Source organism: Mucilaginibacter sp., assembly GCF_036568825.1.
Classification (GTDB): Bacteria; Bacteroidota; Bacteroidia; order Sphingobacteriales; family Sphingobacteriaceae; genus Mucilaginibacter.
In genome coordinates, this window is the sequence record NZ_DATCRU010000074.1 from 1 (window position 1) to 16,773 (window position 16,773).

10 protein-coding genes are annotated in these 16,773 nt (G+C 44.3%); 1 reads left to right on the top strand and 9 read right to left on the bottom strand.

What is annotated here, in order from left to right; translation table 11 throughout:
- Window positions 1–181 (top strand): hypothetical protein (locus VIM89_RS17160; protein WP_488157407.1); only part of this gene is annotated, 181 nt, incomplete at its 5' end.
- Between the two features lie 329 nt (window positions 182–510).
- Here the strand turns inward: VIM89_RS17160 and VIM89_RS17165 are convergent.
- The 9 genes from VIM89_RS17165 to VIM89_RS17205 form a co-directional block, all read right to left on the bottom strand.
- Window positions 511–717, bottom strand: a complete 207-nt coding sequence (locus VIM89_RS17165) for a hypothetical protein (protein ID WP_488157408.1) — start codon at window positions 715–717, stop codon at window positions 511–513.
- Between the two features lie 131 nt (window positions 718–848).
- A complete protein-coding gene (locus VIM89_RS17170; protein ID WP_488157409.1) occupies window positions 849–1,997 on the bottom strand; it encodes a glycoside hydrolase family 18 protein in 1,149 nt (382 codons plus the stop codon).
- Window positions 1,998–2,068: 71 nt separating this feature from the next.
- Window positions 2,069–3,232, bottom strand: coding sequence for a glycoside hydrolase 100 family protein (locus VIM89_RS17175; RefSeq protein WP_488157410.1), 1,164 nt, complete (start codon window positions 3,230–3,232; stop codon window positions 2,069–2,071).
- Window positions 3,233–3,243: 11 nt separating this feature from the next.
- Window positions 3,244–4,386, bottom strand: a complete 1,143-nt coding sequence (locus VIM89_RS17180) for a glycosyltransferase family 4 protein (RefSeq protein ID WP_488157411.1) — start codon at window positions 4,384–4,386, stop codon at window positions 3,244–3,246.
- A complete protein-coding gene (locus VIM89_RS17185) occupies window positions 4,383–5,018 on the bottom strand; it encodes a PIG-L deacetylase family protein (protein ID WP_488157412.1) in 636 nt (211 codons plus the stop codon). The genes VIM89_RS17180 and VIM89_RS17185 overlap by 4 nt, the downstream gene beginning before the upstream one ends.
- A gap of 149 nt (window positions 5,019–5,167) precedes the next feature.
- The gene (locus VIM89_RS17190; RefSeq protein WP_488157413.1) at window positions 5,168–6,007 is read right to left on the bottom strand and encodes a lipase family protein; all 840 of its coding nucleotides are present in this window, start codon (window positions 6,005–6,007) and stop codon (window positions 5,168–5,170) included.
- A gap of 651 nt (window positions 6,008–6,658) precedes the next feature.
- Window positions 6,659–9,733: a PAS domain S-box protein gene (locus VIM89_RS17195; RefSeq protein WP_488157414.1), complete on the bottom strand. Its 3,075-nt coding sequence runs from the start codon at window positions 9,731–9,733 to the stop codon at window positions 6,659–6,661.
- A gap of 90 nt (window positions 9,734–9,823) precedes the next feature.
- The gene (locus VIM89_RS17200) at window positions 9,824–11,044 is read right to left on the bottom strand and encodes a hybrid sensor histidine kinase/response regulator (protein WP_488157415.1); all 1,221 of its coding nucleotides are present in this window, start codon (window positions 11,042–11,044) and stop codon (window positions 9,824–9,826) included.
- Window positions 11,045–11,069: 25 nt separating this feature from the next.
- Window positions 11,070–16,724 carry a hybrid sensor histidine kinase/response regulator gene (locus VIM89_RS17205; RefSeq protein ID WP_488157416.1) on the bottom strand — a complete coding sequence of 1,885 codons (5,655 nt, stop codon included), beginning with the start codon at window positions 16,722–16,724 and terminating at the stop codon, window positions 11,070–11,072.
- Window positions 16,725–16,773: the final 49 nt, after the last annotated feature.

Consider the following 16,773-nt stretch of genomic DNA (forward strand, 5'->3'; position numbering starts at 1 on the left):
TCGGGCAGCAGAAGCTGACGCCGTGCGAATTGAACTTTTCATTGTCCTTGTGATCTGGTTCCTTTCTCTCTTCTCAATCCAGGAATGTGTTCAGGTATTTTTTTTAATTTTTACGCAATATAATAATTTATTTACGAGTAAAGCAAATGAATTGCCAATTATCATAATGCCTCATTATTGACGCGGGGAAGTCATTGGAGATGGGGACAAAACTTGATGTCTTTTTCTTTAAAAGGTTCGAAATCAGTCCGACCGGGGCACTCTAGAACAAATACTGGAATTAAATGTTTCCGAATATCCCTTTGAGTAGCCGATACAGGAATCGAACCCCGGTTACATGTTCGCAAAAGTCTTCAAATCGACTAAAAGGAGTTCGAAAAAAGTCCAATAGGGGTCACGAAAACAAAAAGCAAGCTGTATTGGCTTGCTTTTTTATTTATGTATATAATTTGTACTTCATTTAAAGTAGCTATTGGCAACAACATCAGCATCAGTGCTAAACGTATAAAATCAGGAGTGTGATTGCGCCGAATTATATACGGCCGGGCTAGTGAGTGTACCACCGCCGATAACTGTTATTTTGGAACCATTGCCATTGTGAATTTCGTGGTTACCAAGAGAATTTTTGGATGCGGATGGGGCTACACTGATCACCGTAACTATTGGCTCAGCCCATGCTTTCTTTGTGCCGGTTGGTTGTTGTGGTGATAGCTCCATAATGTTTATAGGCCTCTAACAAATATAAAAACTATTTCCAGACTAAAATATATGTACCGTGACTAATTTTTCGGTTAGGGAGTTATATATCCTAATAAATAACCAATACCCAAAGCCCATACTCCTTCTATTTAAAAAGTAAGATCCTTATCTATCTCCTTTAACAGATATTCCTTTTTATCCGAGGAATACTCCCAAAACATAACACCGGCTAAGCCATTCTTTTTAACGTACTTACATTTGTTCTTAACTGACCATTCATCATCGAAAGTGATAAACTGCCTAAGGTCGGCATTGTACAGATAAGGTGCGTAGGCGTCTTTGTCGCGGAAATATTTGTAGCCTTTTTTGTTGATCAGGCTATCTCTTATAAATGTGTACCCGCCACCTCCGCTGCGAACACGTATCGCCGATGTTTTAGCTCCGAGCACCATTTTTTGTGAATCGGCTGCTGCTAATGTGTGGCCGTAAAAGGCAACACCCACCACCAGCTTATCCGCCGGGACACCCGCTGCCATAAAATCATGCACGGCCATATCAGCCGAGCAAAGTGTTTTATAACCTTTTGATGCATACAGGTTGGTATGGTGTAATACGATATGCAGGCTGTCCTGTGCGAAATCATAGGTCATCAGGCTCACGTAATCCAGGTATTTAGAGGCTTCACCCATCTCGGTTAGCTTCAGGAAACGGGTAAACCCGCCTGCGGCTGTTGTGAGTAGTTTCTTATTGCCGGTTTGTTTTTCAAGCGCATCCAGGTCCAGTCGCAGTTTCTGGAACATCAGCGTGAAATTATGTTTATCCTCGGGCCTGTAAATATTACCCGCCCCGATATCGTTAGGGTATTCCCAGTCGATATCAATGCCATCAAAGTTGTATTTTTTCACTATGGCAACGGCGCTTGCTGCAAAAGCTTCCCGGGCGGTATCAGTTAATACAGCGTCGGAGAAATTATGGCTTCCACCCCAACCTCCTATCGAAATAAGCAGCTTAAGGTTAGGATTTATTTTTTTGAGTTTTACCAGGTTACGAAAATTCACTGTATCCGTCTTTTCATGTTCAAGGTAAGCGCGGTTATTTTTAATGACAACAAATGCGTAATTAATATGGGTGAGCTTTTTTGCATCAACCATAGCCGTGTCATACAAACCACGGTAACCGCCAACGTAGCCAATAATGACATGTTTTTTGTTCTTTGAAGGCTGTGCGGATGCGGATGTTGATATAAACAACAAAACCACCAACGATAAGATACCTGATAAGCGGAATATGATTTTCATAGTGAACGAATATACATATTTCACTGAAGCTTTTGATTGTGTTCACAATCTCTTTACAGTGTTACCGTGTATCAACCATTCAACTCATCAAAAAATGGCGTCCGCCTCTTCTCCACGCACTTTGCAGCATACAGGTACATTGCCGCCGACCATGTTTGCCAGTCCTGCCCTCTAACCTGTCCATCCTGGGCTTTATGCCATTCATTAAAACCGAATTCAAGCTGTTTATTCTCTGCATTCCTCACCAGGGCGGTGAGTGCAATTAATTTCTTTTCGGCCAATTCATATTCCCGGGCAGCCACAAGGGCGGCAATATAAAATCCGCAGATAAATGGCCAAATTCCGCCATTATGGTATTCGCCGGGAAGATTAAAATGCATGTAACGCGGTATCCAATCCGGATCGTCGGGACGCATAAAAGGGAAAAAGTTAGGTGGCAGGTCAACTGCCAGATCGCCGTTTTTTTGCATTGCTATACATTCTTGTTCTATCCATGCGATGATCTCTTCTGCGCGGGATAGCGGGGCTAATCCTGATAGTATAGCGATACTATTGCCAAGCAGATCGAATCGTTCGCTGCAGTATACTTTATAGGCCCAAAAAGCATAATAGGGTTTGTGCTTAACCACAAGGCCTTCATGCTCGTGGTGTTGTATCTTGCCATCAGAAATAGTGAACTGGAGCATTTCCTTTCGAAGTCCGTTTGCGCGTTCATGGTTACCAAATAATTTCAGGTAACTATATGTAAGCGTATTGACAAACAAACCATAGCCAATGGCCCACTGTTCGTCCCGCCAGTCGCTGGTAGGGAGTTGACCGACCAGGTACCTGTCCGACGGACATTGATATTCCATCCAGGTTAACGACTTCTGCACCGCATCTTCCAGGAAATGAGTCTCTCCCGTTACTTTTCTGAAAATAGCAACAGCCAGTAAAAACAGAGGTGTCGTATCGCTGGCGCCACGGTCATCGGGATCGTGAACCAATGAAGGGATGTGACCATGCGGTGATTGATTTTCTGACAGCGTAACCAATACATTCCTTATGCTTTCCAACAATTGCCGATTCTCCGAGACCGCTATGCCTAATATAGATATCAACAAGTCTCTGGTATAAGGTTCCGGGTATCCCCAGCCTGCTGTACGTGGTAAACCTTCAAAGGGCCCGTACATATTGTGGAGCAATACTTTTAAAGCAGCTTCTTTTGCCTTCTCTATTTCCTCCAGCTTCTCCATTTTCATGCGATTTAACTGATTCCCAACTTATCCTGTAACAACTGTAAAAACCGTTTGGCCACCACCCTGTAATCAAAATGAGATACTACCCGTTCCCTGGCAGCTTTGCCTAATTGCAATCTCAGGGCAGGGTGCTCCGCCAATTCAAGAAAATGCCGGGCGATATCTTCAACATTTGCACGATAATCCACTGTCCTCGGAATATCAAAAGTTATTTTCGTCGGCTCGTTAAATCCCGCTTCTGTTCCCAGCGTTACTTCACTAACCGTTATTTTCTCTGCAACATTAGCTAACAGTGCAGTTTCACCATGCACAAGGGTATCCAGCATTCCCATAGCATTGATGCCGATAACCGGTTTTTCGCAGGCACCCGCTTCTACCTGCAGCATTCCGAACCCTTCAAGGCGCGATGGAGCAGCATAGATATCACATGCCGACAACAAGTACGGAACATAATCACGCGAAATGATACCGGTTGAAAAGTGCACTTTATCCTTTAAACCCAATTGCGCCGCCAATTCCAAATCTGCCAGGTTTTGAAGTTCGGTACGACGTTGAGGCCATACCTTGCATACATATTTCCAATCTGGCAGTTCTCCGCCAACCATTGCCAGCGCCCTCATTACTTCCTGGCCCCCTTTGGATGCGGCATCTCCGCCAATGGTAAGGATCATCAGTTGATCCGGTGAAACACCCATGGCCTCCCGTACCGCAATGACTTTAATATCTTTGCGATCATGCGGGATAAAAGAATCCGTATCACAACCCACGGGAAGCACCTCAATACGGTCAGGGCTGATACCATCCCTTACATACATTTCCTTAACCCAGTTAGAAGTAACCAAAATCAATGGAAGTGCATTGAGCACCTCCTGATAGTTGGCAATATAGCCATCTGCAACAAGCCAGGGAATAGCCACCATATTATGCCGATGGGGATGCATGATAATGTGCGGAGTATATCCCCAATAACCGATACCCACTACTACATCGGGCGCAAACCAACGGTAATACCATTCTTTTTCTAGCTCGGACTCGAGATGGACGGCATGAACATCCACTCCTATTGCCAATAAGCCTTTATAAAGCAAATCGCCTTGAATCGCAAGTCCGCTTGGTGGTGGCGGGTAATGGAATAACAATAGTATCTTCATAGGTTTTGTTCGGCTGCGAGCCTGTTCATCGCGCTCGTAGAATTAGGAAAACGCCAGAAAGCTTCAGCCATCGGCGTGGTGCGCGCTTCCCAGCTATCTTTGGAAAAATTGTATTCTGTATTGATCAGTTCATATTTTTTTTGCCACGTATCATTCGTTAAATTAAAGTAGAGGTCGGCAGTTTGGATCGGCTGTGGCAGATGTTTACCTCCACCATCCCCGTAAGCAAAAGTCCATAGCTCGGCAATGTCAATTTGGCCGGTATGCCAGAGATGTATTACAGCTTCACTAACCTCCTCATGGCGGCGGTGACGGGTATATTCACCGGCAGGACTGTGGCTGATAACAAGATCATAATGGTTTGGAGGCATCAGGGCTTTAATAACCCTTTTTATATTGTGCTGATCCAGTGGTAACTGTTCGGGACCATCGTCAAGATCTGCCATAGCTCCCTTTGCATTTATTTTTTCCAGCACCCTGTAAAATCTCGGCGAGCGGTCAGGGTCGTTTTTTCGACAAAGGCAAATGACAAAACATTCCCATTCAGGGTGATCTATCAGCGTACCGCCACACCACAATATTTCGTCATCAGGATGTGCGATAATAATGGCTACTGTTTTTTGATGTTCCATGCACGATAATGCTACTTACAAAGAACGCCGGGATCGGGACTTTGTTGGAAGCAATTTGGCTTTGTTCTATATCGGCGAGCCTACTTGCCAAACAAAAAAGCAAGCCGTACTGACTCGCTTTTTTGTTATTTGTCCCAAATTGCTCAAAATTAAGCCAGGCATGACCCAAGCAGGCTGGCCGGTCCTCCTAATACATACATATAGGTGACCAGGGCATGGAAACAACCGAGATTCCATTTAACTTTTGGGTAGAGCAGCGAATCAATGGATATCCCAGTCGGTATCTGTGTGTAGCCAAATCCAAAGGGAACTGTTGGCACAATATCCGGCTCGTTATAGATGCGATAGCTCATAATATTTTTGCTATCAAAATATTGGACAAAATTCACATCCCCGGTTCTTGGAGAAGCATAAGTATAGAGATCAATTGTTGTCCCGGGGCTCATCCCGGCGAGCTCTGTAGCATACAGAGTAGCTAAACTCGCACCTAAGCTATGGCCGGCCACGATCAATGAACCTGCTCCGACCAGGGAGTAACCGGGTTGCGCGGCAGGCTGTGTGCTTTGTCTTAAAGGCACAGCGGCAGCACCTGATCCCGGTATGGTCATCGTCATGGTATTATACAGGTCGAGGAAGCCGGTGGCCACATTCCCCGCGTTGGGTGCAAATGGACACGGTACGGGTGTAATATGAAAATCGTCCCACCACTCCAAGTAGGTCTTTGTTCCCCTGATGGCCAGCACGTAATTTCCCGGATTCGACTGGCTCTGCGCAACAAAGCCATAGTAGACGGTTTCTTTAAAATCGCCAAAGAAATCGGTCATTTGAATATTATAAAGAAGGTTGTAACCGGCGGGAAAACTGGGATACTGGCTTTGCGTTGGGTTAAGCAGTGTGGGGTCGGTTTCAAACAAATCATATGCCGCATTTACAAAATAAGCACAGCTTAAAAACGTAGATGTTTGGATGTTAAGGGCTGTAAGATTCATGACTTTTAAATTTAGGTTAACTATTAAGTTTCCTTAAAGTTATATCGCAGCTAACTGCATTACAACCCGTGTTTTCACGGTAATTTGCCGGGTGTTTTTGTTGATGAATCAACTCTCCGGCCATGTTTAAAATTGACTAATCAACTGTCACAAATTCAAATCAATAAAATGATTATTAGTGAGTAAGTGAATTTGAATAGGGAGACTATAGACAATATTATATCTGCAGGTTGAATTACAGACAGCAAATTAACTCATTCCAAAATTGTCTGTCGTTCCACAATTTCCCTCCGGAGAGCAAAAAGCTTCTGTTGTAACCGGGCAGCGGAGCTCAGAATGTTCAATTGTTTCGTTAAACCATTCTCGTAATTATACCGATGTATAAGCAAAGCTCTTATTTGGGCTTGGATACGTTCTGATTCATTCCTTAACAATGATACCTTTTTCATGATGCAGATGGTCATATTTGAATGACCTTAAATCATTTGAACGCTGGGATCGTTAAAAAAGTTACAACAAATTGATATACAGTTATTTTAAGATACCAATTAAAGTCGCTACAGGTAAACAGGCGATCACAATGAGCATGAATGTTTGGAATGTAGATGACTTTTAAGAATAGTCCTTTAAATAGTCTAACAAAAAATGTAATCAATTAAGCGGCAAAGTAAAATAGAAAGTTGAACCTTCCCCGGGTGCACTTTCTGCCCATATTTTTCCATTATGCCGGGTGATGATTTCATGGCATAAGTAAAGACCTATCCCTAGCCCTGAGATATGAGCGTCGAGCTCATCTACCCTATAGAACCTGGAAAATATCTGCCCTAACTTATTTGCAGCTATACCTATGCCGAAATCCTGTATGCTTACTGTAACATCCTTCGCGGTCTTGTTTATCTTAATAATGATCTTGCCGGCACTATGAGAATATTTAATTGCGTTTGAAAGCAAGTTAATCATCACCTGTTCAATCCGCTGACTATCGGCACGCACTATACAAGATTCGACTGCCGTCTCCAGCAAAATTGTATACTTATCGTTAGTTTGCTGCATCAGTTCAATAGCGTCATTTACAACTTCCATCAGGTCGAACTTCACTTTCTTAATTTGTAGTTTGCCCGCCTCAATTTTGGAAACATCCAGCAGATCATTTACTAACCCGCTCAGCTTACGCACCTGCTTTATTGTTTTGTCAACAAACCGTCCGCTTTGTTCGTCGTTTTTCAGGCGGCCAAGGATTTGCAAATAGCCGGTAATACTGGTTAATGGAGTCTTTAATTCATGACTAGCCAATCCTATAAACTCATCTTTCTTTTCATTCAGCAATTTCACCTCGTCGTACAACCTGGCATTGTCTATGCTGATCGCCGCCTGAGCTGCTATAGAAATAACAAGTTCTTCATGATCCTTTGTAAATCGGGCCTGTTCTACATGCCCGAAGAATAGCCCACCAATAACTTCGCCGGATTGTGATATTACAGGCACGGCCAGGTAACTTACAACCGGAAGATGTCCTTTTGGCTTTCCATAGTGTGGAGGATTTTTGCCATATCTTGGATCTTTAGTAATATCATCCGACCTAACAACACACTCACCTGAAAAAGTTGGGTGAAAAACTGCTGTATTACGCGGCATGCCAAATGATTCAAAAGCCGATCGCTCAGCTCCCGATAAGGTAAACAACATGTATGATTCGCCATTCTCATCCACCTTGTTATAAAAAAATGATCCGAACGAAGCTTCAATTGCAGAAGTGGTTGCATCAGTCACTTTCTGAAGAATGGTTTGTATATCCAAGCTTTCAGATATCAATTTACCAATCGTGTTCAGTGTTTCAACTTTCCTGGTATACCGCTGTAATTCATCCTCAAATTCTTTTTGCTTTGATATGTCGCGGGCGATTTTAGACGCACCTATAATTTCCCCGTTTTCATCCATCATTGGAGAGATGGTAAGGGAAATTGGTATTTCCTGACCGCTTTTTGTAACTCTGATGGTTTCAAAATGATCCACTTTACGCCCCTGGCTGATTTGACTGATAATGAAATCCTCCTCTTTTAAACGGTTGATCGGAATAATTAGTGAAATATGCTTCCCTATCGCTTCTTTTTCTTTGTATCCGAATAATTTCTCTGCAGCTTTATTCCAACTGGTGATTATACCTTTCAAGGTTTTGCTAACTATTGCGTCGTCAGAACTGTCTACTATTGCTGCCAGCCGCGCCCGTCTTTCGGCTCCCTCTGTCACTTTTTTAACGAGGCTTTGCAAATCGGTTTGTACTGTATTCAACTCTTCATTAGTGACAGCCAATTCTTCATTAGTAACTGCTAACTCTTCATTGGTAGCAGCCCACTCCTCATTAATTGCAGCAAGATTTTCATTGGCTGATATAAGCTCATTATTAGCCGCCTCAACAGTTAATTTGCCTTCCTTTTGTTCATGGATATCGGTACTGGTCCCAACCCATATTCTGTTATTTCCTTCACCATCTTTATGAACTGTAAAACGGCTAAGATGCCAGCGATAAATACCATCGCGGCGCAAAAATCTTTGTTCAAGCTCCATGCCTATCCCATTCTGAACCGCACGCGGCCACTCCACTGCAGCAATTGCACGATCATCGGGATGCAGGATGTCCCATATCTTTCCCCTCAGTTCATCGAAGCTATGTGTGCCGGTATAATCATACCACTGTTGATTATAGTATGTTGCCCGTCCATCAGGACCGGAAGTCCAGATTTTATGTGGTATAGCATCGGCCAGGAAGCGGAATTGATATTCGGCTCTTTTTCGTGAAGTTATTTCATCCAGGGCCTCTTCATTCAAACGGGCATTCTCAAGCGACAACCCCATCAAGGCTGCAAAATTTCTGGCAAAATCCAGATCAGCTTCATCAAAATGGCGATCCTGACGGGATGAAATAAAATTTGCGACCCCTATTATCTTGTCTTTTTGGTATACAGGGACCATTATTACCGATTGCATTCCTATCTCACGTACTGCCTTTAACTGACTGGGATCAGCGATGATGGCTGAGATCATCTCATCAGTGATAACCGGAACAAAACCAGGCTTACCGGTTTTCAGAACCACGGCGGCCCCTATATCACCATTCGGATCCGGCGGATAATTTTTACGGTATTGACGGGCCCACTCTATTTTATTAGGATCTTTGTGCTTTAAAACCTGGAGCTCAAACCCGTCGTCTTTTACAGTATCAATTGTAAACCAATCAGCAAATGTCGGAACAATAAGCTGAGCTATTTTTTCAAGGGCGCTTTTTGTATCACGGGCGAGAGCTAGTTCTTCCGAAGCTGCATTTAAATAAGAATAAAGTTTTTCCTTCTTTTTCAGAGCCGTTATATCACGAATGAAAAGATAAGTTAAAGTATCACCCTGTGTACAATGCACCTTAGAATTTACCAGAGCCCATTTGGAAATTTCGGGACTTATGCTCAGCTTAAACTCACAATCAGTAATTTCATCCAGTCGCATTAATCTGCCCTCATTAGATTTATCAGGGTCTGCGTCAGAATAAAAATTAAACAATGATTGTCCGGTAATATCCTGTTTGGCAATCTCCATATAAGATAATGCAACTGCATTCACATAACGAACAATCCCGTATGTATCTATTGCAAGCGTACATATAGCGCTATAATCGTATGCTTGCTGAAGATCAGCATCATCAGGTAAATATTGTTCAGTATGTTGGTTAACAACCATGGTCATTATAAAATAAATAATCAAATGAAATCGCCAGCAGATATATAATCGTGCTTATGAAAAATGTTAGTAATAGGGGTATAATCAGAATTAATGGGCCGGGACTGTAAATTTGAAACATGTCCCTTTTCGCACCTTGCTTTCAATTGATATTTTGCCGCCATGCTGGGCAACAAAGTCTTTTACCAGCAATAATCCTAAACCTGTACCCTGCTCCTGGTTTGTACCCGGGAGTGAAGGCGTGCCGGTGTTGCCTAATATGGTGTTTTTCGTTTTCTCTGTCATTCCCACGCCAAAATCCTGCACACATATCTCTATCATTTTATCGGATGCTTGAGCAGTCAAATTAACAATTCCGTTCTTCGGACTATATTTAATAGCATTGGTAACAATATTTTGCAATATTGAACGAAGCATCAGCGGATCGGCATTGACAAAAACTTCATTTGTGATTTTATTCTCGAATTTAACGCCTTTTTGAATCGCTGTTGCTTTCAGCAACTCCAGTGCCTCATTAATAGCCTCTGTAAGATGAACTTTTTGTGGGTTAAAGGTCGTTTTCTGTCTTTGCTTTTTGGCCCAGTCCACCAATTCATTTAATTGTAATAAGATTTTATTTGAAGTACGATGAATAACACCCGAAAGCATTTTGAGTTTTTTAGGGTCGATATTTTCAATTTCATCGTTTAAGGTTTTAGATGATAATAAAAGCGAAGTAAGGGGGTTTCTCAGGTCATGAGATATTACCGATAAAAATTTATCCTTGGATAGATTTAATTCTTTCAACTCCTGGTTAGCCGTTTCAAGCTGTTTGGTGCGGTCAGATACACGTTTCTCCAAATTACGGTTCAATGCAACCAGGTCCTCGTTTATCAACCGCAATTTTTCCTCCTGTTTCCGCAGAAGCCGGTTTTTGCGATGCAACTCGGCAAAAATGGACACCTTATATCGCAGTAAATCGGGTTTAAAGGGCTTCCTGATAAAATCAGCGGCCCCGGCTTTGTATCCCCTGAACATAGATTCTTCTTCATAATCCTGTGCAGTAAAGAATATGATTGGTATGCGTTTCAGCTTATCGCGCTGATAAATCAGCTCTGCTGTTTCATACCCATCCATAATGGGCATCTGAACGTCCAACAGGATCAAAGAAAAATCTTCTTCCTTTAAAAGTATGCGTAAAGCCTCCTTGCCCGAAGTAGCCTTAAAAAAAGTATAACCCTCATTTTCAAGAACCAGTTCCATTGACGTCAGATTATTCTCGTTATCGTCTACCAGCAGAACTTTTATGTTATCATCAGCAGATACAGCCATTCGCAATTTAAATCCTCAGATTATATTATTTAATTAACCAAACACGCATCAGCGATAAAAGTTGATCAGTTTTTACAGGTTTTGTAATATAATCTGATGCACCTGATGCGATACACTTTTGCCTGTCGCCAATCATTGCTTTGGCAGTTACCGCGATTATCGGCAAATTCTTGTGCTTAGGCTCTTTGCGGATGATCTGGATTGTTTCGTAACCATCCATCTCAGGCATCATGATATCCATCAGCACAATATCTACTTTTTTATCGCTGTTGAGTATTTCAAGTGCCTCACGTCCGCTTTCTGCAGTGATCACTTCGATATTTGAGCGTTCGAATACAGCTGTCAGTGCAAACAGGTTTCGCACGTCATCATCCACCACCAGCACCTTTTTCGAATCGAGCACATCGTTTGTTGTCCGGATGCCATTGATGATATCCAGGTTTTCCTGGCTGATAAATTTCTTATCAATATGCAGCAAGGTCAATATTTCCTCCAGCAGATAAAAGTGAGAATTTGAAGTTTTGGTAATGACTTTGTGGTTTAACCGTTTCAATTGGATCACCTCGTTTTGAGTAAAGTCTCTTGCCGAGTGAAGCAGGATGGTTGTCTGCGGTTGTTTTAATGTATTGATCCTGTTAAGCAGATCAATACCGTCTGCATCTGGCAACACAAAATCAAGGATGATACTATCGACCGCTTCTTTCTTCAATAGCGTAAGACCTTTTTTAGCTGTAGTCGCACCAAGTACTTCTACCCTGTCGCTACTCAACATATCTGTAAGTCGCTGCAGCTCATTTTCATTATCTTCGATGATCAGTACTTTCTTTTTCGACTGTTCATTGAAGCGAATAATTCCCGATATCAGTTCATCGAGTGAATTATTAGATAGCGGTTTCAAACTAAAGCTCTTTGCACCTAATTTCAGCGCCATAACCTTGTTGTCCTCACCTGAGATGAGGTGAACCGGTATATGCCGCAAGTTGAGATCAGACTTTAATAGTTTAAGTATCTTCCAACCATTTGACTCAGGCATATTCACGTCCAGTGTGATAGCAATAGGACTATATTTCTGAATGCTATCGAATATTTCGAGATAGCTGATAGCCACAATCACCTTCAATCCATAATCATGCGCCTTGTCAATCACAATTTTGGTAAATCGCAAATCATCCTCGATAACCAGCAGTACTTTATCTTCTGCAGAGATATTGTGACGATCATCGTCGATCACCAGTTCAGCAGCTTCGAGCAAATTGGTTCTCAGATGTGAAGCTGAATGCGGCTCTTTTACACTATAGGTAGTCGCAGAACCAGACTCTTCTTTATATCTCAATGGCAGGTATAAAGTAAACACACTACCTTTTCCTAATTCACTACCTACAGTAATTGTTCCGCCCAGCAATTCGGCAAAACCTTTACTAATGGAAAGCCCTAAACCGGTACCTCCGTATTTACGGCTGGTTGAGCCTTCCGCCTGCTGGAATGCTTCAAAAATAATTCCCTGGGTATTTTTTGATATACCTATACCGGTATCGGTAATAGAGAATGCTATCACTGCTTCCGCATCAGGCAGCGGATTTTCGTGGTGTGGCCCTGGTCTGAATATTTCCAGTTTCACACCGCCCTTTTCGGTGAATTTGAAGGCGTTTGATAGGAGGTTCTTCAATATCTGATTTAAGCGCTGCATATCGGTCTCCAGCATTTCCGGAAGGCCTTGTTCCAGGATAATCTCGAATTTCAGGCTCTTCGCTTCCGAGATCGGCTTAAAGGTTGATTCCGCAAATGCAGCAATTTCCCTGAAGTTAACCGGCATTACGTCCGCTGAGATCACACCTGATTCGATCTTCGACAGATCCAGGATATCATTGATCAGTTGGATCAGGTCATCGCCACATGAATGGATCGTTTTGGCGTAACGGCGTTGCTTTTCGGTTAGGTTACCCTCAGGGTTTTCAAAGAGTTGCTGTGCCAATATCAGCAAGCTGTTAAGCGGCGTACGCAACTCGTGCGACATGTTCGCAAGGAACTCGGATTTGTATTTGGATGTCAGTGTCAGCTGTTCGGCTTTTTCTTCCAGTGAACGGCCTTTATCGTGCAGCTCGTCATTGGCACGTCTTAACTCCTCCTGTTGTGAGGAAAGTTCGGAAGCCAGTGACTGTGATTGCTTTAACAGTTCCTCAGTACGGGTATTGGTTTCGATGTTATTCAACACGATACCGATACTTTCTGTCAGCTGATCGAGGAAGTCGATGTGCGTATCGCTGAAGTTTTCAAACGAAGCCAGCTCGATAACCGCTTTGATGTTATTTTCAAACAATACCGGCAGGATCACTAAGTCAATCGGTGCCGCACTGCCTATACCCGAACTGATCTGCAGATATTCTGACGGAACATTGGTTAATCGGATACGCTCTTTATCAGTGGCGCACTGCCCTACCAGGCCTTCGCTTAGTTCAAATTCGTTGTTGATAAGTTTGCGGCTCTTTTGCGCATATCCGGCAAATAATTTGAGTTTTGGCTCTTCGGCAACTTCCTGTTCTAATATATAGAATGCGCCGTATCTCGCATTTACCAGTTCGGCCAACTCTGATAGCACTTTGTTTGCCACGGCGTTTCTGTCACGCTGACCCTGGAGCATCTGCGCAAATTTCGCAAGGTTCGATTTCAGCCAATCCTGTTCGTGGTTTCTTAATGTTGTACCCTTCAGATTGGCGATCATCTGGTTGATCGTATCCTTCAAAGCTTCCAACTCACCTTTCGCTTCCACACGGATGGTTCGGGTCAAGTCACCCTTTGTTACCGCGGACGCCACTTCGGAGATTGAACGCACTTGTACGGTTAAGTTCTGTGCCAGCTGGTTTACGTTTTCCGTCAAGTCCTTCCAGGTACCGGAAGCGCCCGGTACACTCGCCTGTCCGCCCAAACGCCCTTGTACACCCACCTCACGTGCCACTGTCGTTACTTCGTCCGCAAACACCGCAAGCGTGTCGATCATTTCGTTGATGGTATCCGTCAACTGGGCCACCTCACCCAACGCATTGATGGATAGGCGCTGTTTCAGGTTACCTTTTGCAATACCGGTGGCCACTTTTGCGATACCACGAATCTGACCAGTAAGATTGGATGCCATCTGGTTCACAGAGTCCGTTAAGTCTTTCCAGGTACCGGCCACACCTTTCACGTGCGCCTGGCCACCCAGTTTACCCTCGGTACCTACTTCCCTCGCCACACGCGTTACTTCGGATGCAAACGAGTTCAGCTGGTCCACCATCGTGTTGATCGTATTTTTCAGGTCGAGAATCTCCCCTTTTACGTCGATGATTACCGTTTTCGACAAGTCGCCGCTCGCTACCGCTTTGGTCACTTCGGCGATGTTACGCACCTGTGAAGTTAAGTTCGACGACATCTGGTTCACAGAGTCGGTCAAGTCCTTCCAGGTACCACCTACACCAGGTACAAACGCCTGCCCACCTAGGTTACCGTCCGTACCCACTTCACGTGCCACACGCGTCACTTCTGATGCGAAACCACGAAGCTGGTCCACCATTGTATTAATGGTTTCTTTCAGCTGCAAGATCTCACCACGAACGTCAACCGTGATTTTCTTCGACAAGTCACCATTCGCAATTGCGATAGACACGTCCGCTATATTTCTAAGCTGCGCAGTAAGGTTACCGGCCATCTTATTTACGGAGTCCGTTAAGTCCTTCCAGGTACCATCTACACCCGGTACGTTTGCCTGACCACCTAGCTGCCCTTCGGAACCCACCTCACGAGCCACGCGCGTTACTTCGGATGCGAAACCGCGTAGTTGGTCCACCATCGTATTGATCGTATCTTTCAGCTCCAACAACTCGCCTTTGGCATTTACCGTGATCTTACGGGAAAGGTCACCCTTCGCTACCGCTGTGGTCACTTCCGCAATATTACGCACCTGTGAGGTCAGGTTGTCCGCCATTTTATTTACCGAGTCGGTCAAATCCTTCCAGGTACCGGCTACTCCGGGTACATTCGCCTGGCCGCCCAACTGCCCTTCAGAACCCACTTCCCTCGCCACACGGGTTACTTCCGAACCAAAGGAGTTCAGCTGGTCCACCATCGTGTTAATTGTATTCTTTAATTCGAGCATCTCTCCCTGTACGTCCACCGTGATCTTCTTCGACAAGTCGCCTTTCGCCACCGCCGTTGTTACTTCGGCTATATTACGCACCTGGCCCGTTAGGTTACCGGCCATCTGGTTTACAGAGTCTGTTAAGTCCTTCCAGGTACCCCCTACACCCGGTACGTTTGCCTGGCCGCCTAACTGCCCTTCCGACCCTACTTCCCTCGCCACACGGGTCACCTCAAAGGAGAAGGAGTTCAGCTGATCCACCATCGTATTGATCGTATTCTTCAACTCCAACAACTCGCCTTTGGCATCCACCGTGATCTTTCGCGACAAGTCACCTTTCGCTACCGCTGTGGTTACCCAGGCTATATTTCGCACCTGGTCTGTAAGGTTACTACCCATCTGGTTTACAGAGTCGGTAAGATCTTTCCAAACACCACCGACACCCTTCACACGGGCCTGGCCTCCCAGTTTACCTTCGGTACCTACTTCCAGGGCCACACGCGTTACTTCGGATGCGAACGAGTTCAACTGATCCACCATCGTATTGATGGTCTTTTTCAGCTCGAGCATTTCACCCTTCACGTCCACCGTGATCTTCTTGGACAAGTCACCATTTGCCACCGCCGTTGTTACACCTGCTATATTACGCACCTGCGAGGTCAGGTTACCCGCCATACGGTTTACCGAGTCCGTCAAGTCCTTCCAGGTACCTGCGACGCCGGGCACTTTCGCCTGGCCTCCCAGTTTACCCTCGGTACCTACTTCCAATGCCACACGCGTTACTTCCGAAGAGAAGGAATTGAGCTGATCCACCATTGTATTGATCGTATTCTTCAGCTCTAATATTTCACCCTTGGCTTCCACCGTGATCTTTCGGGAAAGGTCACCCTTAGCAACCGCTGTTGTCACTGCGGCAATATTTCGCACCTGGGCTGTCAGGTTACCGGCCATCTGGTTTACCGAATCTGTTAACTCGGCCCATACACCGGCAACACCTTTAATTTTTGCCTGCTCACCCAGCTTGCCTTCCGAACCTACCTGGCGCGCAACCCGCGTTACCTCCATGGAGAATAACCGAAGTTTGGAAAGCATCTGGTTTGATTCTTTTGCGATACGAAGGAATTCGCCGCGCAGCGGGTGACCGCTTATTTCGAGTGGAATTTGTTTCGATAAGTCACCGTTGGCTACCGAGTTGATCATCCCAGCAATTTCGAGGGTTGGCGAAGTCAGGTCAGATATCAGGTTATTTAATGATGATACACCCTCGGCCCAATCGCCGCGTGCATCAGAAAGCTCGATACGTTTTGACAGGTTGCCTTTTTTACCGATGGTTTTCTCTGCCTCGGATATCTCAGCTACCAGGCGTTGGTTTATATCAATGATGTCATTCAGCACCTCGCATATTCTGCCGTTTATACCGGCTTGTGTGACCGGCATACGGGTATCCAATTTACCGTTTTTGACGAGCGAAAGAACCCGTAAAAGTTCTTTCAAATCAAGGGAATCTTCATGCGATATGCTTGAAACTTCCTCTTGTTCCAGTAGTTCCTCCAGAATTTGATCTTTCATAGTTGGGTAATCAAAAAGTTTTTTCAGGTAGCTGTGATTTGCTATATAC